Here is a 25,495-nt window from a genome sequence, read left to right on the forward strand (position 1 = left end):
CACCGCGCGGACGCCCACCCGGACGCCGTGGACCCCGTCGACCCGAGCGACGCGACCGCCCCGCCGGCCGAGGTCGCCGCGGCCCTGCGCGACGTGGCGGAACTCGGCGGCTTCTTCTCGGTGCGGGTGGGCGGGCCCGACACCGGCTGGCACTCCCTCGGGGAGGCGTACGCGCGCGGCGTGCCCGATCTGATCGCGGCGACCACGGCCCGCCACCGCAGCGAGGAGCCGCGGGTCGCCGCGTCGATCACCCAGCTCGGCCAGGCGGCCCGGCTGTGGTCACCGCTCCTCGCGTGCACGGTCCTGCACGGCGTCGTCCCCGACCTGTGCCGTCTGCAACGCGCCGACGAAGGACCGGCGCTGCGGCTGCCGCGGGCCAGCGGGCGGTACGCGGCCCGGGTCCCCCGACTCGTGGACGAGCTGTACGACACGGTGGTGACCCGGCGGCTGGACGCGTTGCGCGCCGGGCTCCCCGTCAAGGTGTCCCCCCGGCTCCTGGACGGGAACACCGCCTCCGCGCTGGTCGAGGCGGGGCGGGCCGTCCTGGCCGCCCGGCCGGATGCCCGCGGGCGGGTGGAGCCCCTGGTGGACCGGCTGCTGGGCACGGGCCGCCTCGCCGGTACGGGCTCGGTCACCGGCCCGGACCTGACGTTCCGGCGACGCAGTTGTTGTCTGTACTACCGGGCCCCGACAGGGGCGAAGTGCGGGGACTGCGGTCTGGCGGAACAGCCCTGACCCCGAGGCGCCCGCCCTCCCCCTCGGTCTGACCGCTCCCGGTCGCCGTTCGGCCCGCGGGCGGCCCGCCGGGGTCACTGCCCGGCGCGGCCCGCGTACTCCACGGACGGCTCGGCGGTTGCGGGCCCGGACATGTGCAGCGCCTCGACGAGGTCCCGGTAGAGGCGGTCGCTGCGCAGGAGTTCCCGATGGGTGCCGACCGCGCGGACCCCGCCCTCCTCCATCACGACGATCCGGTCGGCGCCGACCACCGTGGACAGCCGGTGGGCTATGGACAGCACGGCCGCGCGGTCCGCGTGGGCACGGACGTGTTCGGTGATGGCGGCCTCCGTCAGGGCGTCGATCTGGGCGGTGGCCTCGTCCAGGAGCAGGACGTCCGGCGCGTGCAGCAGGGCCCGGGCGAGGGCGACGCGTTGGCGCTGGCCGCCGGAGAGCGAGGTCGGACTCAGCTCGGTGTCGAGCCCTTCGGGCAGCGCGCGGACGTGGTCACCGAGCCGCACCTCGTCCAGGGCGCGGTACAACTCGTCCTCCGTGGCGTCCGGGTGGGCGAGCAGCATGTTGTCGCGCACCGAACCGGGAACGAGCGGGGTGTCCTGCTCCACGTAGGCGAAGCGGCGGCGGATGTCGGCCACCGGCAGGTCCGCGTAGTCGGTGCCGTCGAGCCGGAGTCGGCCGTGTTCGGGGTGGACGAAGCGCAGCAGCAACGAGAGCAGGGTCGTCTTGCCGGCGCCGGAGGGGCCGACGATCGCGGTGTGGCCGCGGGCCGGGATGTCGAGGTCCACCTCGCGCACGGCGGGTTGCGCGCCGGGCGCGTAGCGGGCGGTGATCCCGCGGAGTTCGATCAGCGGGCGCTCGCCGTCTCCCTCCGGGCGTACGGGGACCGCCGCGCCGGCGGTGGCGTCCGGGCGGCGCGTGTCGGGCACCCGGTCCGCACGGCGTTCGAGGGGGACGTCCTCGACCTCGCGGATGCGCGCGGCGGCGGCGATGCCCGACTGGAGCGCGGTCACGTGGCCGGAGAGTTCGGTGACCGGTCCCATGAGTCCGAAGGTGTAGAGGAGGAAGGCGATCAGGCTGGAGACCTCCAGGCTCCCGTTGGAGACCCGCCAGGCGCCGAAGCCGAGGATGCCGATCAGCGCGAGTTGGATGCCGCCGTAGGCGACGGACCAGGCGACCGCCTCGCGCCGCACGGAGTTGACGCCGTGTGCGGCGGCCGTCCGGGCGTGGCCGAGGATGCGTTCGGCGACGCGGTCCTCGGCGCGGGCCGCCTTGACGGTCCGCAGGGCGCGCAACGCGCCTTCGAGCGCCCCGCCCATGCTGCCGAGGGCCGCCTGCGCCTTCTCCTGCTCGGTGGCGATCTTCGGCATCAGCAGCAGGAAGACGACGGCGATCAGGACGACGGCACCGACCGTGACCGAGAGCAGCACCAGGTCGAGCACGCCCATCAGCACGAGGGTGCCCACCATGAGCACCGCGCCGTTGATCAGGCCGACGATGCTGGAGGAGGCGGCCTCGCGCAGCAGCACGGTGTCGGAGGTGACGCGGGTGGTGAGTTCCCCGGTGGGGCGCGCGCTGAGCGGGAGCAGGGCGGCGCGGAAGTAGCGGCGGACGACGGACTCGCGGGCGTCCAGCACGATCCGTTCGGCGACGGTGCCGAGCAGGATCGTCTGCCACAACCCCACGACCGCGCCCAGGACGAGGAGGCCGAGCAGCACGGTGATCGGCCAGGCGAGTCGGATGTCGCCGCCCAGCGAGTCGAGCACCAGTTTGGTGGTCATCGGGGTGGCGAGTTCCATCGCCGAGCCCAGCAGAGCGAGGAGCAGCCCGAGGGCGAGACGGCGGCGGTGCGGGCGGGCGAAGCTCCCCAGGATCCGTAGCCGGGCGAAGCCCGCGCCCTTCGGGACTGCCCGGGCGGGTGCGGGTCCTTCCGTGGTCGGGGAGGTGGCCGGGGAGGTCACCGGTTCATTAAATCGGTCATCCATGCCCCAGATAAGAGCACGGCATAGCGATATCCGGCAACTGATTACCTACACCGATACACTGACCCCGTGCTGAAACAGATGCCTCCGGAGGAGTCCCGCACCCGGTCACGAACTCGCCGGGCGATCCTCGATGCCGCCGTCACCGTCCTCAGCGAGGACCGCTCCGCACCGTTGAGCCAGGTGGCCGAAGCCGCCGGAGTGGCCCGCAGCACGCTCCAGCGCTACTTCGCGGACCGCGCCGCCCTCCTCGCCGCGCTCTCCGCCTACGCGTCCGAGCAGATCGACGAGGCCACCCGGCAGGCGCGGACCGGCGAGGGCCCTCCGCTGGACGCCCTGCGTCGCTTCGTCCACGAACTGTTCGCCCTCGGGGACATCGTGATGCTGGTGAGCCCGGGCTGGGAGGACGAGCAGGACGGGGAGCCGGAGTCGGCGACGGACGTGGCCCTGCGTGCACTGCTCGCGCGCGGCCGGGCGGAGAAGGCCCTGGACGACCGGCTCACCGACGCCTGGATCGAGCAGTTGCTGTGGGCGACCCTGTACACGGCCTGGACCTACGTCCGCGACCACGGCGCCACCAAGCACGACTCCCTGACCGCCTGCCTGACCACGCTCACCAAGGCGGTCCGCGCCGAGTAGGCCCACCCGGGCCGGGCGCCGAAATTCTGCCAAAGAAATTCTGCAAAAATACTTTGGGAAACTGTCGGAAGTGTCCTACGCTCGATGAGTGACCAGTCGAGAGCACCACCGCGTCCTGGATCCCGAGACGGACGCCGCCGCCCTCAAGGCGCTGACCCACCCCTTGCGGACGCGCCTGCTCGGCCTGCTGCGCCAGTACGGGCCCGCCACCGCGAGCGAGCTGGCCGTGCGCACCGGGGAGTCCTCGGCGTCCACCAGCTACCACCTGAGGGTGCTGGCGAAGTACGCCTTCGTCACCGAGGCCGAGCACCGGGACGGACGGGAACGCCGGTGGCGCGCGGTCCATGCGGTCACCTCCTGGAGCAACTCCGCCATGGGCGCCTCACCCGGGGGCCGCGCCGCCGTCAGCGCACTGCGCCAGCGCCAGCTGGAGCACCTCGCCACCTCGCTGACCCGGCACGAGGCGGACATGGAGGCGGGCCGGCTCGGGGAGGAGTGGCGCGAACCCTCCGGGATCACCGACCTGCTCCCCCGGCTGACCCCCGAGTCCGTGACCGAGCTGTGGCGGGCCTTCGAGGAACGGCTCGCCGAGCTGACCGCCCGGGACGCCGAGGACCCGCGCGCCCAACAGGTCGTCCTCCTCACCGCCGGACTCCCGCTGGCCCCCGAGCCGCCCGCCCCGCCCACGACGGGGGCGACGGAAGGCGCCACGGAACCGGACGCCGAGGAGCACCGGTGAGCGCCCCCGGCAGCACGGCCGCCGGGCCGCGTACCGACCCCCGGTCGGCCCGCCGCCGCTACGTCACGACCTGCGCGCTCTTCTGGCTGCCCATGGGGCTGACGATCGCACCGCTCGTCCTCCTCTTCACCGAACGCGGCATGGCCCTCACCGCCGTCGCGGGCTTCTTCCTCGCGCACTCCCTCACCGCCGCCGTGCTCGAACTGCCCACCGGCGGGCTCTCGGACGTCATCGGCCGCCGGGCCGTGCTCGCCGCCGCCGGACTGCTGAACGCCGTGGCCTTCACCCTCCAGGCGCTGTCCACCACGGCCTGGGCACTCACCCTGGGCATGGCGCTGATGGGTGCGGGACGCGCCCTGTCCAGCGGCCCCGCCGAGGCCTGGTACGTCGACGCCGTCCACGCGTCCCGAGGTCCCGACGCCGAGCTGCGCACCGGTCTGGCGCGCGGTGGCGCAGCGACCTCCGCGGCCCTCGCCCTCGGCACCCTGATCGGGGGCGCACTGCCCTGGCTGCTGGACCTCGGCCCGGGCAACCGGATCGCCTCGGCCACCTCGGACCTGGTGCTGCCGCTGTCCGCGCCCCTGCTGCTGGGCACCGTCGTCGTCCTGTGCTTCACCGGATACGTACTGACCGCGCTACGGGAACCCCCGCGCGCCCCGGTGACCCTGCCCGGCGTGTTGCGGGGCGTGCCCACGACCGTGGTCGAAGGACTACGGCTCGGCGGGCGCAGCGCCCTGGTCCGACGGGTGCTGTGGAGCACGGCGGCGATCGGTGGCGCGCTTGCCACCACGGAACTGCTCACCCCGGGGCGGGTGGCGGCGCTGACGGGCGCCCCGGAGTCGGGCACGCTGGTGTTCGGCGCGCTCTCCTGTGCCGGCTTCGCGTGCTCGGCCCTCGGCAGTCACCTGGCCCCGCTGGTCGCCCGACGCGCCGGCAGCGGGCAGCACGCGGTCCTGGTGTCCCTGGTCACCGCAGCGGTCGGCCTGTTGTTGCTCGGTGTGACCGCCGCGGCCTCAGGTCCACTCGTCTGGGCACTCGGCACCCTCGGCTACGGGCTGTTGTACCTGGGGCTCGGGGCGGCGGGCCCCAACGAGAACGCACTGCTGCACCGCGCGGTGACCTCGTCGGGCCGGGCCACCGCCCTGTCCGTCCAGTCCCTGGCCCTCCAGCTGACCGGCGCGGTCACCGGCCTGCTCGTCGCTTCCCTCGGGGTGGGCCCGTTGCCCTGGCTGCTCGCCACGGCCCTGCTGCTCGCGGCGGCCCTGCTGTGGTGTCGGGCACCGGAACGGGACTCCGCGCCGACCTCCTCCGCTCCGGTGCCGGAGACCACCCCGACGGCAAGTTAGGGTTGCCTCACCAAACCTGACGCGGGGTCATGCGGTCCCGGGGCACTGATGCGTGGAGGACGAACGGATGCGGCAGGACCGGACGGCGACCGGAGCGGAGCACACGGCGGGGCACACCCAGGGGGGCGTGGGCCGGGCCCGCACCCGTGACGGCCGCACCCTCTACTACCAGCGGCGGACCGCCACGCCGCCGGGCGCCGCGGCGACGGTGGTGTTCGAAGGGGGACTCGCCGCGAGCCGCTCGTACTGGGCGCTCGTCCAGGAGGAGCTCGCGGACGCCGCCGACACCGTGGTGTACGACCGCAGCGGCCTCGGCCGCAGCCCGCGCGGCCGGGCACCGCGCACCCTCGAACGGCTGGCCCGCGACCTGGGCGACCTGCTGGACCACCTGGGGCCGGGGCCCTTCGTCCTGGCGGGGCACAGCTGGGGCGGTCCGGTGGTCCGGGTGGCCGCCGCGGCGGCCGTCGGGCGGATCGCGGGGGTCGTCCTGATCGACGCCACGGACGAGGCGTGCGAGCCGCTGTTCGACCCGGCGTCGCGCGCGCTGGAGCGCACGGCCCAGCGCAAGAGCGCCGAGCTCGCCCGTACGGGTCAGCTCGGCCCCGCCTTCCGTCCGCTCACCGACGCGCTCCCGCCCGATGCCGGGGCGGACATGCGCCGGGAGGGCTTCACCCCGCGGGCCATGCGCACCCGTGGCGCCGAACTCGCGGCGGTGACGGACGGTCTGCGGTCCCTGCGGGAGCGGCCCCCGCAGTTGGGGGACGTGCCGGTGACGGTGGTCTCGGCGGCGCTGGAGACCCCCGGGATGACGCCCGAGTTGCGGGCGGCCCTCGACGCGGCCCATGCGCACCGCGCCGCGGAGTCCAGCCGGGGGCGTCACGTCTACGCCCTGCGCTCCGGCCACATGGTCCCCGTGGGCGAGCCGCAGGTCATCGCTGAGGAGATACGGCGTCTGCTCGGGTGACGGAGGCCGGAGCCGGCACCGGCGCCGCGACCCCGACCGGGCGGGTTCGGCGCCTCCGCCGGCGGGGCGGTGCTGCACGATCACCCCGTCGTCTTCGATACTGGAGACGACCCATCTCATCGGGTAAGCCGCTCGTACGTCCGCCGGACCGCCTCCCGGGAGGAACCCCTTGCGCATGCTGATCAACGTGGCCGAGACCGTGGTGGCCGACGCCCTGCGGGGCATCGCCGCGGCCCACCCGGATCTGACCGTCGACGTGGCGAACCGGGTGATCGTGCGCCGTGACGCACCGGTCGCCGGCCAGGTCGGAATCGTCTCGGGCGGGGGCTCCGGACACGAACCGCTGCACGGCGGTTTCGTGGGTCCGGGCATGCTGTCGGCGGCCTGCCCCGGCGAGGTGTTCACCTCGCCCGTGCCCGACCAGATGCTGCGGGCGGCGGCGGCCGTGGACAGCGGCGCCGGAGTGCTCTTCGTCGTCAAGAACTACACCGGCGACGTGCTCAACTTCGACATGGCCGCCGAGTTGGCCGAGGACGAGGGCATCCGGGTCGCCAAGGTCCTCGTCAACGACGACGTGGCGGTCACCGACAGCCTGTACACCGCCGGGCGGCGCGGGACGGGCGCCACCCTCTTCGTGGAGAAGATCGCGGGCGCGGCGGCCGAGGAGGGCCTGCCGCTCGAACGGGTCGAGGCCCTGGCCCGGCAGGTGAACGAGAACTCCCGCAGCTTCGGGGTGGCCCTCAGTTCGGTGACCACCCCGGCGAAGGGCAGTCCCACCTTCGACCTGCCGTCCGGGGAACTGGAACTGGGCATCGGCATCCACGGGGAGCCCGGGCGGGAGCGCCGGCCGATGATGACCTCCCGGGAGATCGCGGACTTCGCGGTGCACACGGTCCTCGACGACCTCACCCCGAGGAACCCCGTCCTGGTGCTGGTCAACGGCATGGGCGCGACCCCCCTGTTGGAGCTCTACGGGTTCAGCGCCGAAGTGCAGCGCGTCCTCGGGGAGCGGCGGATCACCGTCGCCCGGACCCTGGTCGGCAACTACGTCACCTCGCTGGACATGGCGGGGGCCTCCGTCACCCTCTGCCAGGTGGACGGGGAGTTGCTGCGGCTGTGGGACGCGCCGGTGAGTACGCCCGCGCTGCGTTGGGGCAGATGACCGCGCCGCCCCCTCAGCCGCTCCCCCACCATCCCCCACCAGGAGTTCCCGTGTTGGACACCGAGTTCTTCCTCCGCTGGATGCGGGCCACCGCCACGGCCGTGGACCGTGAGGCGGACCGGCTCACCGCCCTCGACTCCCCGATCGGAGACGCCGACCACGGCAGCAACCTGCAACGGGGGTTCCTCGCGGTGCAGGACGCCCTGGCGGCGGAGGCACCCGAAACCCCCGGCGCCGTGCTGGTCCTCGCCGGCAGTCGGCTGATCTCGACCGTGGGCGGAGCTTCGGGCCCGCTGTACGGAACCCTGCTGCGTCGCACCGGCAAGGCGTTGGGCGGCGCCCCCGAGGTGTCCGACGCCGACTTCGCGCACGCGCTGCGCACCGGGGTCGACGCGGTGGCGACGCTCGGCGGGGCGGCACCCGGGGACAAGACGATGCTGGACGCGTTGGTGCCGGCGGTCGAAGCGCTGACGCAGGGCGGTACGTTCGCCGCGGCGCGGGCCGCCGCCGACACCGGGGCGCAGGCCACGATCCCGATGCTGGCGCGCAAGGGGCGGGCGAGCTACCTCGGCGAACGCAGCATCGGCCACCAGGACCCGGGCGCGACCTCGTCCGCGCTGCTGATCGCCGCGCTCGGCATCGCCCAGGGGGGCGGCGCGGGTGAGTGACACGGTGGGCGGGGGGAACGGCTGGGGCTCATCGGCGGACGCCCGACGCGGTGAACCGGTGGTCGGGATCGTGCTGGTGTCGCACAGCGCGGCGGTCGCCGAAGCCGTGGCGGCGCTGGCGGTGGGCCTGGCGGGCGGCGGTGCGCCCGCCCCGGTGGCCGCGGCGGGCGGCACCGCGGACGGGGGTTTCGGGACCAGCGCGGAGCTGATCTCCGCGGCGGCGGCCCGGGTCGATCGGGGCGCCGGCGTGGCGGTGCTCACCGACCTCGGCAGCGCGGTCCTCACCGTGAAGGCGCTGCTCCTGGAGGGGGACGAACTCCCGGACGGCACCCGGCTGGTGGACGCGCCGTTCCTGGAGGGTGCGGTGGGGGCGGTGGTCACCGCGTCCACCGGCGCGGACCTGGACGCGGTCGCGGCGGCGGCCACCGAGGCGTACGGCTACCGCAAGCAGTGAACGGGCGTGCGCCGGGGCGTGCGTGGTCCCCCGTCACCCCCGGGGGTCCGGGGCGGCGCCCCGGCGGGCCACGAACGCCCGGGCCTGCCGTTCGCCCTCGATGACGGCGGCCCGGTGGCTCTCGATCGGCTGGACCCTGGTGCCGGTGAAGACGATGTAGGTCACGCCGGACGCGACACCACCGGTGCGGGGGTCGGGCGGGATGCCCAGGGCCTCGGCCGCCGCGTACGACGCCTCGCCGATCACCCCGGCCGGGCCGCTGTCACCGACGACCGCGTAGAGCACCTGCTCGCGGTACACGACGGCGACGACGCTGCCGCCCTTGACCCCGTGGTCCGCGTAGCGCCAGCGGCTGCTGGGGGCGGGCACCACGACGAACGGCAGTTGCTCGGCGCTGAGGTAGCGGCCGTCGGACTGGGTGAAGGCCGTCATCGGTGAGAAGTAGGGGTCGGTCCGTTCGTTGCAGTGGGTGCCCCGGCGTCCGTCGCAGTCGATGTCCAGATCGGCCTTCCAGTGGACGACCCCGGTCTTCCCGCACACCGGGACCGTCTCCCGGGCCGCCGAGGCGTCGGTGCGGTACGTGCCCCGTGACACCTGGACGCAGCCGCCCACCGCCGCGAGCAGTTCGGCGGCGGTGACCGGGTCCGCACGGGGGGCCCGTTCGCTTCCCGCTGCCCCCGGGGCGGGGGGAAGGGCGTCGGCGGACAGCGTTCCGGGGACCAGCAGGACGGCACCGAGGGCGGCGGTCGGGACCACCGTTCGCATGAGCACGAGGAACAGACCCTCCATAGACGAATCGTGACGAACCACCACAGAACCGTTGCCGTTCGCCGGACGGTGTCCACCGCGACACGGCCGGACGGACCGGCCGGTCGGGGCGGGAGCGGCGTGTCGTGACCCGTACGGCCCCCTCCTCCGCGAGAGGAACAACCGTCAACCTCTTGATGTGGACTCACCATCCGTGCCATATAGGTCTGTACCAATGCCATCAACCGGAAGGCACCACGGTGCGTCCCATCCCCCCACTCCGTACCTCCGCCGCCCGCGCCCTCCCGCTGGCCGCCGCGGCGCTCCTCCTCACCGCCGGCTGCGGGCTGACCGGCGAGAAACAGGCGGTCGCCCCGCCCGCCGCGCCCATCGGGGTCACCGCGCAGGCCGGTAGCTCCAGCACCGTCCACCTGATGTGGAACCGACCCGGACCGGGCGCCAAGGTCACCGGGTACGAGATCTACCAGGGCGGCAAGAAGGTCAAGGACCTGCCCGGCGAGCAGTACATGGTCGACATCTCCGGACTCAAGCCCTCGTCCTCGTACGCGTTCACCGTCCGCGCCCGGGACGACCGGGGAACCCTCAGCCCCGAGAGCCGCACCGCCACCGCGACCACCCCCAAGGTCACGAAGGCGGACAAGAAGGCGCCCACCGCGCCCGGCGCGCTCGCCGGCCGCGCCCAGGGCAGCCGCAGCGCCCTGCTGACCTGGAAGAAGTCCACGGACGACCAGGGCGTGGTCTCCTACGACATCTACCAGTCGGGCACGAAGATCCACAGTGCGGGCCCGCGGGACGCCCGTACCGTCGTGACTGGCCTGCGGCCCGGCACCGCGTACGTCTTCACCGTGAAGGCCCGGGACGCGGCGGACAACTCGTCGGAGGCGTCCCGGACCGTGCGGCTCACCACCGCCGAGGGCGCGGACGACGGGCGGGACACGGCGCCCACCGACTTCCGGGCGGCGTCCGTGGCGAAGGCCGGGGCGTACCACCTCGAACTGTCCTGGGACCCGCCCGAGACCGACGCGGTCGTGATGCAGTACCGCATCCAGCTCAACCGCGAGCAGACCACCTCCCTGATCTGGGGCGGCGAGCCACCGACCGGGCGCGCGAAGCACAGCTTCTACGTGGACCAGAAGAAGGGGGTGACGTACCGGGTGCGCATCCAGGCGATGCTGCCGGACGGAACGTACGGGGCGTACTCGCAGGAGCGGACCGTGGTGACGGGCGGCTGACGGGGCCGGCGTTCCGCCGGACGTGGGAGTGCGTCACCTGCCCGGTCCGTGCCCGCATGCGGACCGGGGGTTTTGGCCGTTGGCTCGGCTCAGGCAGCACGGACGACTCCCCATTTCGGCGGCGCACGGGACGTTCCGCCAACCGTGCGGCCGGAGGGCAGACACATGCGCACCACCCTGATAGCCGGCCGTGCCGGACTGACCGTGGCCGCCGCCGTGCTCCCGCTGGGGCTCGCGGCGCCCGCCTTCGCCGGAGGCACCGGAGTGTCCGGAATCAGCGTCGTGGCCAGCGGGTCGACGGTGCGGGTCAGCACCGCGGCCTGCGGCCAGGGCGGCACGGCCTCGCTGATGACGGGCACCCAGGCGGCCTTCGCGCAGGGACGGCAGGTCACCCTCGGCACGGGCGCCACCCGGTCCGCGAGCTGGACGGACGTCGGCTCCGGCACGTACACCGTGGCGGTGGTGTGCGCGGACGGCACCACGGCCGGCACCCAGTCGGTGACCGTCAACACGACCCCCACCGTGTCGGCGACCACCGCGCCGGCCGGGGTCCGGGGCGGACTGGGCGGCAGTTCCAGCGACTACCGGAGCGTGACCCTGATGGGCGGTGGTGCCCTGGTCACCGTCGGTGTCGTCGCCGCGGCGCTGTACCTGCGGCGCCGGGCACGCCCGCACCGGCGCTGAACGCCGCGGGCGGGCGTGCGTACGGAGCCGAACTCCGTGGTCCTGCGCAGGGCGAAGCCGAGCCTGCGGTACAGCAGGATCGCCCCGGTGTTCCCGGCCGAGGCGTGCATGAACGAGGTCTCGCCCCGCTCCCCGATCCCCGCCGCCACCGCCCGCACGAGTCGGGTGGCGAGGCCCTGACCCCGGTACGCGGGATCGGTGCACACCGCGCTGATCTCGGCCCAGCCGGGCGGTCGCAGCCGTTCCCCCGCCATCGCGATGAGCGTCCCGCCCCGCCGGATGCCGAGGTACGTGCCGAGTTCGACGGTGCGCGGCAGGAAGGGGCCCGGCCGGGTGCGGGCGACCAGTTCCAGCATCTCGGGCACGTCGGCGGGACCGAGCCGGACCGTCTCGGGGTCGTGGGCGGGCACCAACCCGTCGTCCACCAGTTGCACGCCCTCGTGCTGGGAGGTGGCCGTCCACCCCTCGGGCGGCGACACCCGTACGCCCGGCAGGTGGACCTCCGTGTCCGGGCCGACCAGGTCCGCGAGGTCCAGCCAGTCCTGCGGGCCGGGGTCGTCCGGGAGCCCCAGCCACGGGGAGACGTCCAGCGGATAGCGGACCACTCGGCCGCGCCGCTCGGCGAGGTGCGCGTGCGTCCCGTTGAGCGCGGCGTGCGCCGGGTTGTCGAGGACGTGCGGGACCCCCGTGAGGGCGGTCTCCGGGCTGCGGGCGGGCGCGGGCCTCCCGGTCCCGGCCCCGCGGTCACCGGTGGGCGCGTACGCCTGTGACTGCGCCTGTGACATGGGGTCCCTTTCACTGCGGTGCTGCGCGCGGATGACTGCCACCCGCGTCATCCGGAGCCAAGGAGGAACGCCCCACCGGTATTCCCGAGGCGGTGGAGCGTTCACACGTCCGCAATGCGGCGGCGGCCGGTCAGGGCTCCGGCGGGCCGCTCGCCACCGCCCCCGCCAGCCAGGCCGCGGCGGCCTGGTCGGCGAGGGTCACGGCGACGATCCGGGCGCGCGGTGCGGCCGTCGTCCCGGGCACCGGGTCCAGCAGGAACCGTCCGACGTACCGTCCCCCGGCGGCGGCCCGCAGTTCGATCTCCCCGGCGGGCCAGCCGCAGCGGTCCACGTCATGGGGGCGGCCGTCGACGGTGACGGTGCCGTCCTGTTCGAGCCGGGGCGGGTGACCGAGCAGGGTGCCGTACTCGAACCGGCAGCCGCGCAACCCCAGCACGGCGACGAGTTGTCGGCGCGCCGTCTCGGTGACCGCGTCCGGCGAGCGCCGTCCGATGGCCGCGGTGCCGTGCAGGGCCGTGAGCTGTGCCCCGTCGGTGACCGTGACGGCCTTCAACTGCCGGGCCCGGGTGGCGATCCACGCCACGGTCAGCCCGATCACGAGGAGGAGCAGGGCGGCGACGAGGTCACCGGTGGCGTCGATGCGCAGGGTCCCGTAGGGGCGGGTCAGGAAGAGGTCGAACCACACGGTGGCGGAGAGGGCCGCGAGGACCGCTGCGAGTCGGCTGCCGAGCGCCGCCACCGCGACGACGGCCACGGCGACGGCGAGGGCCAGCACCGCGCCGGTGGTGCGGGTCCGCAGCGGGGTGAGCGCCACGGCGGTGAGCAGGGGGAGCGTCAGGCCGGCGACCAGGGCCAGCCGGTCGCGCGCGACGGGTGTCCGGGTACGCATCGCTGCCTCCCTCGTGCGGTCGGTTTCGGGGCGGGGCGCGGGGCCGTCGCCGTCGTGGCCCGGCGGAGGGACGGGTGCTCGTCCGCACGGACCCGGACCGGGCGGGGCCGGCACGTCCCGCTACGTCCAGCGTCCGACTCCGCGGGCGGACCGGCGACCGCCCCCGCCGTCCTTGACGGCTCCCTGACGGCACCGGGCCAGCGGACGGCCGGGCCCGTCGGCCGGGGCCGGTCAGTGGACGGGCACCCCGCTCAGCTGCGGTTTGCCGCGCGGTACGAGGGCCAGCGAGACCACCGCACCCACCGCGGCCACCACCGCGCCGAGCGTGAAGGCGTCGGCGAAGCCGCCGGGGGTCGCCCGGTCGATGCCGGCGGCGGCCACGGTGGAGACCACCGCGACCCCCACCGAGCCGCCGACCTCGTGGAAGGTGTTGACGACTCCGGAGGCGAGGCCCGACTCCTGCGGCTCCACCAGGGCCAGTGCGGTCGCCGTCGCCGTGACGAACACCGCGCCGATCCCCAGCGAGGCGAAGGTGAGCCCGGGCAACAGGACCGTGTACACCGGGGTTCCGCCGTCGAGGGCCGCCAGGGGCAGGCATCCCACGGCCGCGACCACCAGACCCCCGACCGCGGTCGGCTGGGCGCCGATCCGTCCGACCCACCGGGACCCCAGATGGGCACCCGCCGCGGTGCCCACGGCGACCGGCAGGAACAGCAGGCCGGTGCGGAACGCGCTGTGTCCGCGCACGTGTTGGAGGTACACGCTGCCGAGGAAGAAGAACGACAGCAGCAGCGCGGTGGCGACCAGCATGAGGAACGCGCCCGCCAGCACCGGGCGCCGGGTGAACATCCGCAGGTCCATCAGCGGGGCCCGGCTCGCGCGTTCGACGCGCCAGAAGAGCCCGTACAGCGCGACGGAGCCGAACAGGCACAGCAGGGTGACGGCATCGGCCCACCCCTGGTCGCCGGCCCTCACCAGACCGTAGATCAGGGCGCCGGTGCCGGCGGTGACGAGGAGCGCGCCCGGTACGTCCAGGCGGGCGGGACGAGCGGGGCGGGCGGCGACCAGGGCGGGCAGGACCGCCAGGACCGCGATGCCGACGGGCACGTTGAGGTAGAACGCCCACCGCCAGCCGGGGCCGTCGGCCAGCGCCCCGCCGATGAGCACGCCGGCCGCGGAGCCGGAGCCTCCGACGGCCGCCCACACCCCGAGGGCCCTGGTGCGCTCGGCGCCGTGGAACATCGTGGTGACGAGGGAGAGCGCGGCCGGGGACAGGAGCGCCGCGCCGACCCCCTGGGCCATGCGTCCGCCGAGCAACTGCGGTGCGTTCTGGGCGAGTCCGGTCAGCAGGGAGGCCGTGGTGAAGACGAGTATCCCGACGGCCATCATCCGGCGGGCTCCGAAGGCGTCGGCGAGGCGCCCGCCGAGCAGCATCAGCCCGCCGAAGCAGAGCGTGTAGGCGGTGACCGCCCAGGTCAGCGCGGACCGGGTGAGGTCGAGGTCGACGGCGAGGTCGGGCAGCGCGACGTTCACGACGGTGACGTCGAGGATCAGGACGAACTGGGCGAGACAGATGACCGCGAGCGCGGTCCAGCGGCGCGGCTCGGGCGCGTGGTGGGCGCTGCCGTGCGGGTCCGGGTGGGCTCCGTGCGGGTGCGCCGGGTCAACGTCGGGATCGGGATCGGCGGGGGGCCGGGAACAGGGCATGGCGGTTCCTCCGTGCGCAGGGGTGCGCCTCGACGGGCGGGGGCAGGGTGCGTCGACCGGGGCGTGACGGGGTCCCGGGGCGCCGGGTGATCGGGCAGGTCCGGGCCCGGGTCGGCGGCTCGACCGAACGAACTGAACTGTACCGTACAGATCAGTTCACATGAACTCAACCGTTCAGTTGCTGATAGGCTGCCCGCATGAGCGGCGACCTCCCCCACCCCGCCCCCAGCGGCCCCCGCGCCGAGCGCAAGCGGCGGGACATCATCGCGGCGGCGCGCACCCTGTTCCTCCGGGACGGCTTCGGTGTCGGCATGGACGCGATCGCCGCTGCCGCCGGGGTCTCCAAGGTGACGGTGTACAACCACTTCCGCAGCAAGGAAGCCCTGTTCACGGCGGTCGTGGCCGGGGCCCTCGACGAACCGCTGACCGCGACGGACGCCGCCGCTCCGCTCGCCGGGCTCACCGAAGCAGCGGACCTCCGCGGAGCGCTGACCGAGGTGGCCAGGTCCTGGGTGCGCTCGGTGAGGGACAACGAGGACGTGATCGCCCTGCGCGCCCTCGTCGCCGCGGAGCAGCACCGCTTCCCCGAACTCGGCGACGCCTGGCGGCGCCACGGCCCGACCGGCCATCATCCCGAGGTGGCCGCAGCGCTGCGCACCCTGCACGCACGGGGTCGTCTCGCCATCGGGGACGTGGAGGTGGCCGTCCTCCAGCTCTACGCGCTCTTCGTCTTCCCGCACCTCGTCGTCGGCCAGTACGGCACGACGCTGGACGACGAGGCCACGGAGAAGCTGCTCGACGCCGGGGTGGGCATGTTCCTGGCGTACTACGCGACCGGGCGGGCCGCCGACGCCTGACGCCCCGACACGGCGGGCGGGGCGGGCCGGACAACAGCAGAAGCGCCCGGGGGGCGATTCACCCCGGGCGCCCGCTGGTCAGTGACCGCTGAGCGAAGGCGCTCAGCAGGAGAGGTTGCCTCCCGTGGGGACCCCGAGGAGCGCGGCGAAGCGCTGGTAGTTGTTGATCCGGCTCTGGACCTGCGCGGGGTTGCCGCCGTTGCACTCCAGGGCACCGTTGATGCTGCGGATGGTCTGGCCGAAACCGGCGCCGGTCACCATCGCGTGGTGGCCCGTCATGGTGCCGGGGCCGGACTGGGTGTTCCAGTACCACAGGGCGGTCTTCCAGGCGACCGCCGGATCGGTCTGCACCAGCGAGGGATTGCGGAGCAGGTCGATGCCGAGCGCGTCACCCGCGGCCTTGTAGTTGAAGTTCCAGCTGAGCTGGATGGGACCGCGCCCGTAGTAGGCGGCCCGCCCCGCGGGGCAGCCGTAGGGCTGCGTCGCGTCGCAGTAGTGCGGGTAGTTGGCGGTGTTCTGCTCCACCACGTGCACGAGACCGCCGGTCTCGTGGCCGATGTTGGCGAGGAAGGCCGCGGCCTCCTGCTTCTTGACCGTCTCACCGCCGGTCATCGCGAACTCGGGGTAGGCGCTCAGCGCCTCCTTCAAACCGGCGTACGTGTAGAAGGAGTTGCGGCCCGGGAACATCTGGTGGAACTGCGACTCGGTGACGACGAAGGTGCCGGCGGGGGTCTCGGGACCGGACGGGTCGGTCTCGCACGCGTACGGGTCCCAGAACCAGGTGGAGACGGTGGGGTCGTAGCCGGGGTTGGCGTGCTCGGCGATGTATGCCTTGCCGTCGCGGTAGCGGACGACGTCGCCCACCGCGTAGGAGGTGCCGGGGGTCCACGCCTGGTAACTCGAACAGGGCGCGGCCACGGCCTGGGTGGCGGGCAGGGCGACCGTGATGCCGGTGGCGATGGCCAGGGAGGCGAGCGCGGCGGTGAGGCGTCGCTGGGACATGCGTCTACTCCTCGTGCGTACGGCCTCGCCGGGGGTCTTCGGGACGGAGCACGTCCCGTGCACGTGCCGGTAGGGGCGGCGGGTGCGCGACGGGCGGACCGCGGTGGGGGGCGGGATGCCACTCAATCGCCTTGGTCTGTACCAGTCAAGGGTTTAGACCATTCTGCCCGCGTGAACCGGCCGCACCGTCCGCCCGGAAGCCCTTCCTCGGTCCTTCCCCGACCCTTCCCGCAAGCAATCAGTGCACGGAAACGGCCCCTTGGGTCCTGTTCACCCTCTGACCTCCCCAACCATCCGCCGTAGACGTCGATATGAGGGTGCATCAGTACGGTACGCAGGGGGCGGCAGTGCAACGGGCGCACTGCACACGCTTGCCCGCGCCCGCGTCGTCGGGGACCCGATCAGGTCAGGACCGGCCGCCACCGGTCCGACCCCGTTCAGAGCGAGAACGACTCGTGGTGCACCCGTGAGCCCGGCACCCCGGCCTCCGCGAGGGCGGACAGCGCGGCCCGGGTCAGCCGGGGCGGGCCGCACACGTAGACGTCCCGCCGGGCCAGGTCGGGAACCAACCGGCGCAGGCTGCGCGCATCCAACGGCACCCGGTAGCCGTCCGGGTCGCTGACCGAGTAGACGACGCGCAGGCCCCGCTCGGCGGCGATCCGGTCGAGCTCCCCGCGCAGCACCAGATCGGTGGCGCTGCGGGCCCAGTAGACGAGGACCGTGTCCCCGGGCAGCGTCTCGAACAGCGCCCGCAGCGGGGTGATCCCGACGCCGCCCGCGAGCAGCAGCGACTTGCCGGTCTTCGCCCGGGACGCGGTGAGGCCCCCGTAGGGGCCCGCAGCCCAGACCCGGGTGCCCGGCGCGATCCGGGCGAGGGCACGGCTGTGCTCCCCGACGCCCTTGACGGTGATCCGCAACGAACGGCCGTCCGGGGGCGCCGACAACGAGTAGGGGGTGGCGGTCCGCCACAGCCCGGGCGCGAGGAAGCGCCACCGCATGAACTGGCCAGGTCTGGCGCGTAGTTGGTCCAGCCGTCGCCCGGTCAGGTACACCGAGACCACGTCCGGGGCCTCCGGCCGCACCTCGGAGACGAGCAACCGGTGTCTCCGTGCGCTGCGGACGGGCCCCAGGACGCGGAACCACACCAACAGGGCGGCCACCGTCCCGTACCCGGCGTACCAGGTGATCCGGGCGGCCCGGTCGCCGATGAAGTGGGCACCGGACGACAGTTGGTGCCAGAAGCCGAGGTACACCGCGAGGTAGGTGAGGAGGTGGAGGACGTGCCAGGTCTCGTAGCTGACCCGGCGCCGGGCCGCCCGGGCGGACAGCGCGGCGACGCACAGGAACAGCAGGAAGGCGCTCGCGGCCTGCACCATGTTCGGGTAGCCGAGGACGGCAGCGGTCTCGTCCACGAGGTTCCGCTCCTCGGTGACGGACTTGCCGCTCAGGATCAGCAGGACGTGGGCCACCATCAGCGACACGGTGATCCGGCCGCCCCGCGCGTGCCAGCGGGCGAGCCGGTCGGTGCCGAGCGTCCGGTCCAGCCACGGCACCCGGGCCATCAACAGCAGCAGTACGGCGGCGGCGTAGCCGGCGAGCAGCCCGGTGGCGCGCCCCGCGTCGGTGAGCCGGCCCCCCGCGCCCCCCGCGGGCGCGGCGCCGAACCACCACAGGCAGAGCACGGCCAGGGCCCCCGCCCCGACCAGCGCCTGGGCGATCACCACGGCCGGCCGCACGGCGGGTCCGGTGGCCACCGCACGGCGGGGGTGCAGCGGGGGCGGGTGGAAGGTGCGCAGGGGTTCGGGCACGTGGGTCTCCTCCGGTCGGTAGTCCGTTGCGAGGAGGGGTACGTGAGCGGGTCCGGCACGGTTCACGCGGTGGGCACGCCCGGCGGGAAAGGCCGGATCGCAGCGCCGGGAGCCCTCACCGCAGCCCTTCGGCCAGTGGCCCCAGGGACAGGACGGGCAGGTGGTTGAGCAGGGCCGACAGCAGGGCCACCCCGGTGGCCAGCGCGACGAAGGTGACGCCCGTCGTGCGGAGGGTACCGGCCGTGGTGGCCGTGGAACGCCCCCGGGCCAACCGGCCCGCGAGGGCGAGCAGGAACACCATCGGGAGGTAGCGGCCGAGGAGCATCACCGCGCTCATCAGCAGGTGGTGGAAGTCGGTGGCCCCGTTGAAGCCCGCCATCGCGCTGCCGTTGCTCACCACGCCGGAGGTGTAGGCGTAGACCAGCTCGGTCAGTCCGTGCGGCCCCGGTTCGCCCATGGAGGAGCGGCCGTGGCCGAGGGCGAGGGCGAGCGCCGCGGACAGCAGGATCGTGGCGGGGGCGACGAGCGTGTACAGGGCGACGTACCGGATCTCGTGGTGCCCGAGCCGTTTGCCCAGGTACTCGGGGGTGCGGCCGACCATGAGGCCGCCGATGAACACGGCGACCAGCACGGCCACCAGCAGCCCATACAGTCCGCTGCCGGTACCGCCGGGGGCGATCTCACCGAGCATCATCGCGCTCAGCAGCACCCCGCCGCCGAACGCGGTGAAGCTGTCGTACGAGGCGCCCGACGCGCCGTCCGCGCTGGCGGTGGCCGCGAGGGCGAAGAGGGTGGAGCCGGCGACGCCGATCCGGGTCTCGGTGCCCTCGTACGGGCCGCCGACCGCCTGCGGCACCGTTCCGCCCGCGGTGCCCTGCGCGGCGGAGCCGGCGACGGCGAGCAGCGTGAACAGGGCGCCGGCGACGCCCAGGAGGGTCCACCCCTGGCGGGTGGAACCGACGAGCCGCCCGTAGGTGCGCAGCAGCGCGGTCGGGATCAGCAGCATCAGGACGACGGACAGCGCGTGTGACCACGCCGAGGGGTTCTCGAAGGGGTGGGCGCTGCTCGCGTTGAAGAAGCCCCCGCCGTCCCCGGACATCAGTTTGATCGACTCCCAGGACCCCACCGGGCCGCCGGGAAGGCTCTGCGGGCCGCCCGTGACGGTGGTCACCGACTGCGGGGCGTCGAGGTTCTGCGGGACGCCGAGCGCGATGAACACGAGTCCGGTGACGACGGCGAGCGGCAGCAGCACCCGGAACAGGGTGCGGATCAGGTCGACCCAGAAGTTGCCCAGGTGGTCGGTGTCCCGCCGCACCAGGCCACGGATCAGCGCCAGGGCGACGCAGATGCCCACGGCGGCGGAGGCGAACGCCTGGGTGCCGAGGCCCGCCATCACGGCCAGGTGCCCGGTGGTGTCCTCGGCGACGTAGTTCTGCCAGCTGGTGTTGGTGGTGAAGCTGACGGCCGTGTGCAGGGCGAGCCGCCACGGCATGCCGGGGTGTCCGGTGGACCAGGGCAGTCGGCCCTGGAGCGTGAAGAGGGCGAACAGGGCGACGACGCCCGCCGCGGAGAACGCGAGCAGGGCGGTCAGATAGTGCCGCCAGTCCTGCTCGCGGTGCGGGTCCACGCCGCAGAACCGGTACAGGAGCCGTTCCGCGCGGGTGTGTCGGTCGCCGTCGAGGACCCGGGCGAGGTGGTCGCCGAGGGGCACGTGCAGCCCCACCACCACCGCCACCACGAGGGTGGTCTGGAGCCAGCCGTGCACCTCAGGCCCCCTTGCCGGGCCGGAGCCGGTCGAGCGCCGCGTTCAGCGGGGCGACGCTCACCACCGGCTCCCCCAGGACGCCGAGCGCCCGACCGGTGGTGTGCGCGGTCACCAGGGTCCGCACGGCGTCCTCGGTCAGGCCCCGCCGGGCGGCCACCCGTGGTGTCTGGAGCCGGGCGTACGCGGGGCTGATGTGCGGGTCGAGTCCGCTGCCACTCGCGGTGACCGCGTCGCCCGGGACGGCCGGGCGGGCGGGGGCGTCACCGCGGACCGGTGTGACCACGGCCCGGGCGTGGTCCTCGCCGGGCCGGGCGCACCCGACGGCGACGCCGGCGTACCGGGCGCGGAACGGGCGCGCGGGACAGGGCTGGTTGAGGCTCACCACCCGGGTGACCCGACCGGTGGTGCCGTGCGCTCGGTACACCCCGAGTACCGCGCCGACGCCGTCCGCGGTGCAGTAGGGCCGGCCGCCGTCGACGCCCTCCCGCAGCCCGATCGCCCTGCTGCGGGCGCAGACCAGGGTCAGCAGGCTCGGCACGCCGGGGGTGCTGGCGACGGGCGGGGTGTCGACGGTGGACTCGGGGCCCAGGTTCCCGGCGGCGGAGGCCGAGGCGTCGTAGCCGGTGCCGGCGTGCGAGGGGCGGGGCTGGAAGTAGCCGGGCAGCGGTTCGCCGTCGGCGTCCTCGAAGGACTGGCCGATCAGCTCGCTGCCGAGCCGCTCGCCGTCCGGGCCGGTGAGCGGCGAGCCCTCGGCGCGGTCGCGCAGCCCGGGCACCTGTGCGGCGGCGGTCATGCCCAGGGGGTAGGCGAGTCCGAGGAGCACGGTCAGGGCCAGCACCACGCGGATCGCGGTGAGCGGGGGACCCCACCGGGCGGGCAGCCAGGGGCGTCGGTTCATGGTCGGTAGCCTCGGGATCAACGGCTCGCGCAGGAGCGACGGAACGGGTGAGCGGGGGGGCGGCCGGGTGGGCGGGCCGGCTGCCGACGCTAGGCCCCTCCGGCCGGGCCGTCGGCGGTCCATGACGCGACGCATACGGTGAACCCCCGCGCCCTGACGGGACGCTGACGCGGCGGCGGGCGGCCGGACCCGGGCAAGTGGGGCGCCGACGGTGATGGCGTGTTCTCGGCGCCCCCGGTGGCCGGATCGGCGGTGCGGCCCTTGCCGGGGCGGCGGGATCACCGGAAGCCGTTCCCCGTCAGTCACCGGGGCGGGGCCGCGCATGCTGACGTCATGGACCGTGGGCCGTCTGCTGGACCTGCTGGTGGCCGTCGGGTGCGGTGATCCGACCTCGGACGGCCCGGCCCCGGTTCCGGTCCGCAACGACGCCCGCGACGCTCCCGGGTCGACACCCCGGCACCGACCCGCGGCCCCCACCCCGAGTGGGCGCGGCGCCGCGCCCCCGCCTCGGGCACCACCCCGTGCGACCACCTGACTGTCTGGAGGGTGCCGGCGAGGAATCCCTCGTCCCGGCCCGTGACGAGGCCGCCGCCCTCGCGCGCACGGTAAGCACCGCATCCGCGAGGTGAACGCGGTCCACCGGGCGCGGGCCGCGCGTTCCGGCGACCGGCTGGCGGACGCGGGGGCCCGCGGTCAGCGCACCCGGCGCCCGGCACGTCGGGACGCGCTCCCTGCCGTGCACCGCGGCGGAACGCGCGGACGCCTCCTGCACCGGTCCGGCCCGCGACCGGGGGGGCGCTCCCCCGCGAGGACGACCACCCGCACTTCTGCCTGGCGCAGACGACGGCCGACCCGAATCCCTATCGGGTCGGCTCCCCCGGCATCACCCGGATCGCCCGGGCCGTCACCGACGCGGTGGCCGAAGCCGGGCCGGTCGCCCGGCGGCCCCGCGCCCGCACCGCGCGCTCACCCGGACGGATGAGCGCGGGCGCACCGCGCCGGTTCACGCGGTGGGTTCGAACCAGGTGGGCGTGTCGGCGAGCGCGTGCTTGATCCGGGTGAGGCTGAACTCGTTGAGGTCCGGCAGCGCGTCGAGCGGGAACCAGCCCACCTCCAACGACTCGTCGTCGTTGACCCGCGCCTCGCCGCCCACGGCCCGGCACCGGAACGTGATGTCCATGTACTGGCACACGTCGCCGTTGGGGTAGGACACCGGTTCCAGCGCCTGGACGAGCACCACGCGCTCCGGCACGCAGCGCACGGCCGTCTCCTCGTACACCTCGCGCACCGCACAGGCCGCGGGCTGCTCTCCCGGCTCCGGGATGCCGCCGACGACCGACCACGCGCGGTTGTCGCTGCGCCGCCCGATGAGCACCCTGCCCTCGTCGTCGAAGACGATGGCCGTCACCCCCGGGAGCCAGAGCAGTTGATGACCCGCGGTGTCCCGCAGGGCGGAGATGAATTCAGGAGTAGCCATGCGACCGACGATAGGGCCTGGGCGCCCAAGGGCGCCCGCCGGTCGGCCGGTTCACCCGGTGGTGGATTCCCGGCGCGTCCGAAGCCGGACGGCGACCGCCCCGCCGAGGCCACCGGCCGCGACCAGCACCAGCAGCACCTCGGGCAGGATGCCCAGCCGGGTGGCGGGGGTGCTGCTCGACCGCAGCGGCACCTCGGCGACCAGCGTGTCAGGGGTGAACATCCCGGTGCGGTCGGCGACCCGGCCGTCGGGCATGATCACGGCGCTGACCCCGCTGGTGACCGGCACCACGACGGTGCGGCTGTGCTCGACGGCCCGGACCCGCGACATCGCGAGCTGCTGGTAGGTCATCTCGCTGCGCCCGAAGGTGGCGTTGTTGCTCGGCACCGACAGCAGCTGGGCCCCTTCGGTGACCGTGTCGCGCACCGCCCAGTCGAACGCCGCCTCGTAGCAGGTCGCGATGCCCACCCGGGCGCCCGCCATGGTGAAGACCCCGGGCTCGGAGCCCCGGCTGAAGTCCTTGCGGACCATGCTCGCGTCGCTGCTGACGGCGCTGATGATCGACCTGAGCGGAAGGTACTCGCCGAACGGCTGGATCTGACGCTTGTCGTAGGTGTCCACGGGGCCCTTCTCCGGGTCCCAGAGGATCTGCTGGTTGAGGAGCCGGCCGTCCTCGGTGGTGACGACCCCGCCGACGGCGATCGGCACGCCGATCGCCGCCACCGCACGCTCGATGACGTCACGTGCGTCCTCGTTGCGGAAGGGGTCGATGTCGGAGGAGTTCTCCGGCCACAGCACGAGGTCCGGCTGTTCGACGCGCCCCCGGGCGACCTGCGCGGCGAGGCGTTCCGTCTCCTTGACGTGGTTGTCGAGGACGGCCCTGCGCTGTGCGTTGAAGTCGAGCCCCAGCCGGGGGACGTTGCCCTGGATCGCGGCGACCGTCGTCGTGCCGTCCTCGGCGGCGGAGCTGACCAGCGGGCGCGCGGCGAGGGCCGCCAGCAGGGGCAGGGCGAGCGCCACCGCGGCACCGGCGGCGGTGACCCGCCGGAGGGCCGTTCCGCGCCGTGCGGCAACCCCCAGCGACACCGCCTCGTACAGGCCGTATCCGCACAGGACGACGGCGAAGCCGAGGACGGGGGTCCCGCCGAGCGCGGCCAGCGGCAGGAACACGCCGTCGGCCTGCCCGAAGGCCACCTTGCCCCAGGGGAAGCCGTGGAACGGCACGCGCGCGCGGGCCGCTTCTCCGGCGATCCACAGGGCGGCGGCCCACACCGGCCAGGCGGGCAGCCGGGACACGGCGGCGGCTGCGGCGCCGACCAGTGCCACGAACGCCGCTTCGATGGCCACCAGTGCGAGCCAGGGCCCGGGCCCCACCTCGACGCCCGTCCAGACGAGCAGCGGCAGCAGGAAGCCGAGGCCGAAGGCGTACCCGCTGCCCAGTCCGGCCTTCCAGGACCGTCCGCGGACCGACCACGCGAACCCCGCGAACGCGGGCAGCGCCAACCACCACAGGGTGCGCGGCGGGAAACTGACGTAGAGGAGCACTCCGGAGAGCGCCGCGACCACGGCGGGTACGAGCCGCAGCGCCACGCGCCTCGTCAACGACGGCCGCGCGGTGTCCGCGGGCTCCGGGGTGAGGCGCTCCGGCTCGTCGGTCGGAGTGGCGATGACGGTCACCCCAGGAGTCTACGACCCGGCCGCGGCGCCCCCGGACCCCGCGAGACGATCTCGCCGAACCCATCCACAAACCACGGCACCAGCGGTTACCGTGAGCCACAGCCCCGCACGAACGGCCACATCCCAGGGCCGCCGGGGCCCGTCATGACGTCGGGGGGACGACGGATGGGGACATGGAGCAACACGGGGGCCGCGGGCCACACGGGGCGGACCCGGGGTGCCCCGGGCGGGGGGCCGGAGGTTCCCGCGTTGGTGTCGGACGCCCGTACGGTCTCCGATCCCGTCGGCATGGTGCTGCTGGGTGTCTGCGCGGGCTGGGCGCTGATGAGCGCCGCGGCGAGCGGCGGCCGTCCCGAGGGGGTGCTGCTCGCGGTGCTGGCCGTGTCGGCGGCGTACGCGTTCGGGCGGATCTACGGGGCGTTGCTCCCGGTGGGCGCCCTCGTCACGACCGCCCTGGTGGGCCTGGTCCTCGCGTTCCTGTTGCCGCACGTGCGCACCGCGCCGGAGGGTTCGTCCCCGCTCGGCCACGGCGGCGCCACCGCGGCGCTGCTCGCCCTGGCCGCGGGAGCGGCGTGCTGTGCGGCGTGGGTGACGCACAGCGTGCTGGCGCGCCGCGCGCTGTGGGCCCTGGCCCTGTTGATCACGGCGGCGGCACCGGTGCTCGATTCGATGGCGGGACTGACGCTCTGTGTCGGCATCCTGCTCTGTTCGCTGGCGGCGGCCCGGCTGGCCCGTCGGGCATTCGGTCTGGGTGCCCTGGCGGCGGGGGCGGCGGGGGTGGCCGCCGCTGCGTGGGCGGTCGCCGACGATGCGCTGCCGGACGGCTTGATGTCCTTGTTGGAGGGCCAGCTCACGCCGTACCGGGTGTTGCTGTGGCGGGACGCGCTGGAGATGGCGCAGGACCATCCGGTGCTCGGGGTGGGACCGGACCGTTTCGGGGAGCTGAGTCCGACGGTGGCGGAGTCCCTGGTCCCGGACGGCCGTCCGCACTCGGCGCTGCTCCAGCAGGCGGCCGAGCAGGGCTTCGTGGGCGTGGCACTGCTGGCCCTGGCGTTCGGCTGGGTGTTGTTCGCCCTGTTGCGCTCGCCGCGGCCGACGGTGGTGGCGGTGACGGCGGGGGCCGCACTGACCGCGGTGGCGGCGCTGGCGGCGATCGGTGACGCCCTGAGCTTCACGGCGGTCACTGTGGGCAGCGGTCTGCTCGCGGGGATGGCGACCGCCCGGCCGTTGGCCCTGGAGCGGTGGTGAGTGCGGGCGGCCGGG

Annotated in this window: 23 protein-coding genes; 12 read left to right on the forward strand and 11 right to left on the reverse strand. The window is 74.4% G+C overall.

What is annotated here, in order from left to right; all coding sequences use genetic code 11:
* The first annotated feature begins 27 nt into the window (after positions 1-27).
* A complete protein-coding gene (locus ACFWIA_RS17090; RefSeq protein ID WP_387005542.1) occupies positions 28-735 on the forward strand; it encodes a (2Fe-2S)-binding protein in 708 nt (235 codons plus the stop codon).
* A gap of 74 nt (positions 736-809) precedes the next feature.
* On the opposite strand, the gene ACFWIA_RS17095 is transcribed toward ACFWIA_RS17090, so the two are convergent.
* Positions 810-2,690: an ABC transporter ATP-binding protein gene (locus ACFWIA_RS17095; protein WP_387005375.1), complete on the reverse strand. Its 1,881-nt coding sequence runs from the start codon at positions 2,688-2,690 to the stop codon at positions 810-812.
* Positions 2,691-2,780: 90 nt separating this feature from the next.
* Between ACFWIA_RS17095 and ACFWIA_RS17100 the strand changes: the two genes are divergently transcribed.
* From ACFWIA_RS17100 to ACFWIA_RS17130, 7 genes are all read left to right on the forward strand, one after another.
* Positions 2,781-3,350, forward strand: a complete 570-nt coding sequence (locus ACFWIA_RS17100) for a TetR/AcrR family transcriptional regulator (protein ID WP_387005377.1) — start codon at positions 2,781-2,783, stop codon at positions 3,348-3,350.
* A gap of 88 nt (positions 3,351-3,438) precedes the next feature.
* Complete coding sequence (locus ACFWIA_RS17105) at positions 3,439-4,089, forward strand: helix-turn-helix domain-containing protein (RefSeq protein ID WP_387005380.1); 651 nt, start codon at positions 3,439-3,441, stop codon at positions 4,087-4,089.
* The gene (locus tag ACFWIA_RS17110) at positions 4,086-5,435 is read left to right on the forward strand and encodes an MFS transporter (protein WP_387005382.1); all 1,350 of its coding nucleotides are present in this window, start codon (positions 4,086-4,088) and stop codon (positions 5,433-5,435) included. The genes ACFWIA_RS17105 and ACFWIA_RS17110 overlap by 4 nt, the downstream gene beginning before the upstream one ends.
* Positions 5,436-5,502: 67 nt before the next feature.
* Positions 5,503-6,399 carry an alpha/beta fold hydrolase gene (locus ACFWIA_RS17115; RefSeq protein ID WP_387005385.1) on the forward strand — a complete coding sequence of 299 codons (897 nt, stop codon included), beginning with the start codon at positions 5,503-5,505 and terminating at the stop codon, positions 6,397-6,399.
* A 169-nt stretch (positions 6,400-6,568) separates the two neighbouring features.
* On the forward strand, positions 6,569-7,561 hold the full coding sequence (gene dhaK / locus ACFWIA_RS17120; RefSeq protein ID WP_385753520.1) for a dihydroxyacetone kinase subunit DhaK: 993 nt from the start codon (positions 6,569-6,571) through the stop codon (positions 7,559-7,561).
* A 50-nt stretch (positions 7,562-7,611) separates the two neighbouring features.
* Positions 7,612-8,229, forward strand: a complete 618-nt coding sequence (gene dhaL, locus ACFWIA_RS17125; protein WP_387005388.1) for a dihydroxyacetone kinase subunit DhaL — start codon at positions 7,612-7,614, stop codon at positions 8,227-8,229.
* Positions 8,222-8,683, forward strand: a complete 462-nt coding sequence (locus ACFWIA_RS17130; RefSeq protein ID WP_387005391.1) for a PTS-dependent dihydroxyacetone kinase phosphotransferase subunit DhaM — start codon at positions 8,222-8,224, stop codon at positions 8,681-8,683. The genes dhaL and ACFWIA_RS17130 overlap by 8 nt, the downstream gene beginning before the upstream one ends.
* A 33-nt stretch (positions 8,684-8,716) precedes the next feature.
* Here the strand turns inward: ACFWIA_RS17130 and ACFWIA_RS17135 are convergent, their stop codons facing one another.
* A complete protein-coding gene (locus ACFWIA_RS17135; protein ID WP_387005394.1) occupies positions 8,717-9,472 on the reverse strand; it encodes a glycoside hydrolase family 75 protein in 756 nt (251 codons plus the stop codon).
* A gap of 218 nt (positions 9,473-9,690) precedes the next feature.
* On the opposite strand from ACFWIA_RS17135, the gene ACFWIA_RS17140 reads away from it, so the two are divergent.
* Together ACFWIA_RS17140 and ACFWIA_RS17145 are read left to right on the forward strand one after the other, a co-directional pair.
* On the forward strand, positions 9,691-10,683 hold the full coding sequence (locus tag ACFWIA_RS17140) for a fibronectin type III domain-containing protein (protein ID WP_387005397.1): 993 nt from the start codon (positions 9,691-9,693) through the stop codon (positions 10,681-10,683).
* Between the two features lie 165 nt (positions 10,684-10,848).
* On the forward strand, positions 10,849-11,367 hold the full coding sequence (locus ACFWIA_RS17145; RefSeq protein WP_387005398.1) for a hypothetical protein: 519 nt from the start codon (positions 10,849-10,851) through the stop codon (positions 11,365-11,367).
* Here the strand turns inward: ACFWIA_RS17145 and ACFWIA_RS17150 are convergent.
* The 3 genes from ACFWIA_RS17150 to ACFWIA_RS17160 all read right to left on the reverse strand — a co-directional run bounded on the left by ACFWIA_RS17150 (position 11,265) and on the right by ACFWIA_RS17160 (position 14,748).
* Positions 11,265-12,152, reverse strand: coding sequence for a GNAT family N-acetyltransferase (locus tag ACFWIA_RS17150; protein WP_387005401.1), 888 nt, complete (start codon positions 12,150-12,152; stop codon positions 11,265-11,267). The genes ACFWIA_RS17145 and ACFWIA_RS17150 overlap by 103 nt on opposite strands.
* A gap of 130 nt (positions 12,153-12,282) precedes the next feature.
* Positions 12,283-13,041: a DUF4118 domain-containing protein gene (locus ACFWIA_RS17155; protein WP_387005404.1), complete on the reverse strand. Its 759-nt coding sequence runs from the start codon at positions 13,039-13,041 to the stop codon at positions 12,283-12,285.
* A 231-nt stretch (positions 13,042-13,272) separates the two neighbouring features.
* Positions 13,273-14,748 (reverse strand): MFS transporter, encoded by a 1,476-nt coding sequence (locus ACFWIA_RS17160; protein ID WP_387005406.1) that lies wholly within the window; start codon positions 14,746-14,748, stop codon positions 13,273-13,275.
* 197 nt (positions 14,749-14,945) lie between these two features.
* Between ACFWIA_RS17160 and ACFWIA_RS17165 the strand changes: the two genes are divergently transcribed.
* A complete protein-coding gene (locus ACFWIA_RS17165) occupies positions 14,946-15,605 on the forward strand; it encodes a TetR/AcrR family transcriptional regulator (RefSeq protein ID WP_387005409.1) in 660 nt (219 codons plus the stop codon).
* 102 nt (positions 15,606-15,707) lie between these two features.
* On the opposite strand, the gene ACFWIA_RS17170 is transcribed toward ACFWIA_RS17165, so the two are convergent.
* The 6 genes from ACFWIA_RS17170 to lnt form a co-directional block, all read right to left on the reverse strand.
* Positions 15,708-16,607 (reverse strand): glycoside hydrolase family 19 protein, encoded by a 900-nt coding sequence (locus ACFWIA_RS17170; RefSeq protein ID WP_387005411.1) that lies wholly within the window; start codon positions 16,605-16,607, stop codon positions 15,708-15,710.
* 437 nt (positions 16,608-17,044) lie between these two features.
* Positions 17,045-18,415: a ferric reductase-like transmembrane domain-containing protein gene (locus ACFWIA_RS17175; protein ID WP_387005414.1), complete on the reverse strand. Its 1,371-nt coding sequence runs from the start codon at positions 18,413-18,415 to the stop codon at positions 17,045-17,047.
* A 115-nt stretch (positions 18,416-18,530) separates the two neighbouring features.
* Positions 18,531-20,180, reverse strand: coding sequence for a potassium-transporting ATPase subunit KdpA (kdpA, locus tag ACFWIA_RS17180; RefSeq protein ID WP_387005416.1), 1,650 nt, complete (start codon positions 20,178-20,180; stop codon positions 18,531-18,533).
* Position 20,181: 1 nt separating this feature from the next.
* On the reverse strand, positions 20,182-21,078 hold the full coding sequence (locus ACFWIA_RS17185; protein WP_387005419.1) for a potassium-transporting ATPase subunit C: 897 nt from the start codon (positions 21,076-21,078) through the stop codon (positions 20,182-20,184).
* Positions 21,079-22,081: 1,003 nt separating this feature from the next.
* Positions 22,082-22,555 (reverse strand): NUDIX domain-containing protein, encoded by a 474-nt coding sequence (locus ACFWIA_RS17190; protein ID WP_387005421.1) that lies wholly within the window; start codon positions 22,553-22,555, stop codon positions 22,082-22,084.
* A 51-nt stretch (positions 22,556-22,606) separates the two neighbouring features.
* On the reverse strand, positions 22,607-24,232 hold the full coding sequence (gene lnt / locus ACFWIA_RS17195) for an apolipoprotein N-acyltransferase (RefSeq protein ID WP_387005423.1): 1,626 nt from the start codon (positions 24,230-24,232) through the stop codon (positions 22,607-22,609).
* Positions 24,233-24,484: 252 nt separating this feature from the next.
* On the opposite strand from lnt, the gene ACFWIA_RS17200 reads away from it, so the two are divergent.
* On the forward strand, positions 24,485-25,480 hold the full coding sequence (locus ACFWIA_RS17200) for an O-antigen ligase family protein (RefSeq protein WP_387005426.1): 996 nt from the start codon (positions 24,485-24,487) through the stop codon (positions 25,478-25,480).
* Positions 25,481-25,495 lie beyond the last annotated feature (15 nt).

Source organism: Streptomyces sp. NPDC127068, from assembly GCF_042724695.1.
Lineage (GTDB): Bacteria > Actinomycetota > Actinomycetes > Streptomycetales > Streptomycetaceae > Streptomyces.

Excerpts from the sequence above, each read along its gene's own strand:
- ACFWIA_RS17160 (WP_387005406.1), bottom strand. The coding sequence starts at position 14,748 with ATGCCCTGTTCCCGGCCCCCCGCCGATCCCGATCCCGACGTTGACCCG.
- ACFWIA_RS17185 (WP_387005419.1), bottom strand. The coding sequence starts at position 21,078 with ATGAACCGACGCCCCTGGCTGCCCGCCCGGTGGGGTCCCCCGCTCACC.
- ACFWIA_RS17155 (WP_387005404.1), bottom strand. The coding sequence starts at position 13,041 with ATGCGTACCCGGACACCCGTCGCGCGCGACCGGCTGGCCCTGGTCGCC.
- ACFWIA_RS17165 (WP_387005409.1), top strand. The coding sequence starts at position 14,946 with ATGAGCGGCGACCTCCCCCACCCCGCCCCCAGCGGCCCCCGCGCCGAG.
- ACFWIA_RS17190 (WP_387005421.1), bottom strand. The coding sequence starts at position 22,555 with ATGGCTACTCCTGAATTCATCTCCGCCCTGCGGGACACCGCGGGTCAT.
- ACFWIA_RS17115 (WP_387005385.1), top strand. The coding sequence starts at position 5,503 with ATGCGGCAGGACCGGACGGCGACCGGAGCGGAGCACACGGCGGGGCAC.
- ACFWIA_RS17145 (WP_387005398.1), top strand. The coding sequence starts at position 10,849 with ATGCGCACCACCCTGATAGCCGGCCGTGCCGGACTGACCGTGGCCGCC.
- ACFWIA_RS17170 (WP_387005411.1), bottom strand. The coding sequence starts at position 16,607 with ATGTCCCAGCGACGCCTCACCGCCGCGCTCGCCTCCCTGGCCATCGCC.
- ACFWIA_RS17135 (WP_387005394.1), bottom strand. The coding sequence starts at position 9,472 with ATGGAGGGTCTGTTCCTCGTGCTCATGCGAACGGTGGTCCCGACCGCC.
- ACFWIA_RS17150 (WP_387005401.1), bottom strand. The coding sequence starts at position 12,152 with ATGTCACAGGCGCAGTCACAGGCGTACGCGCCCACCGGTGACCGCGGG.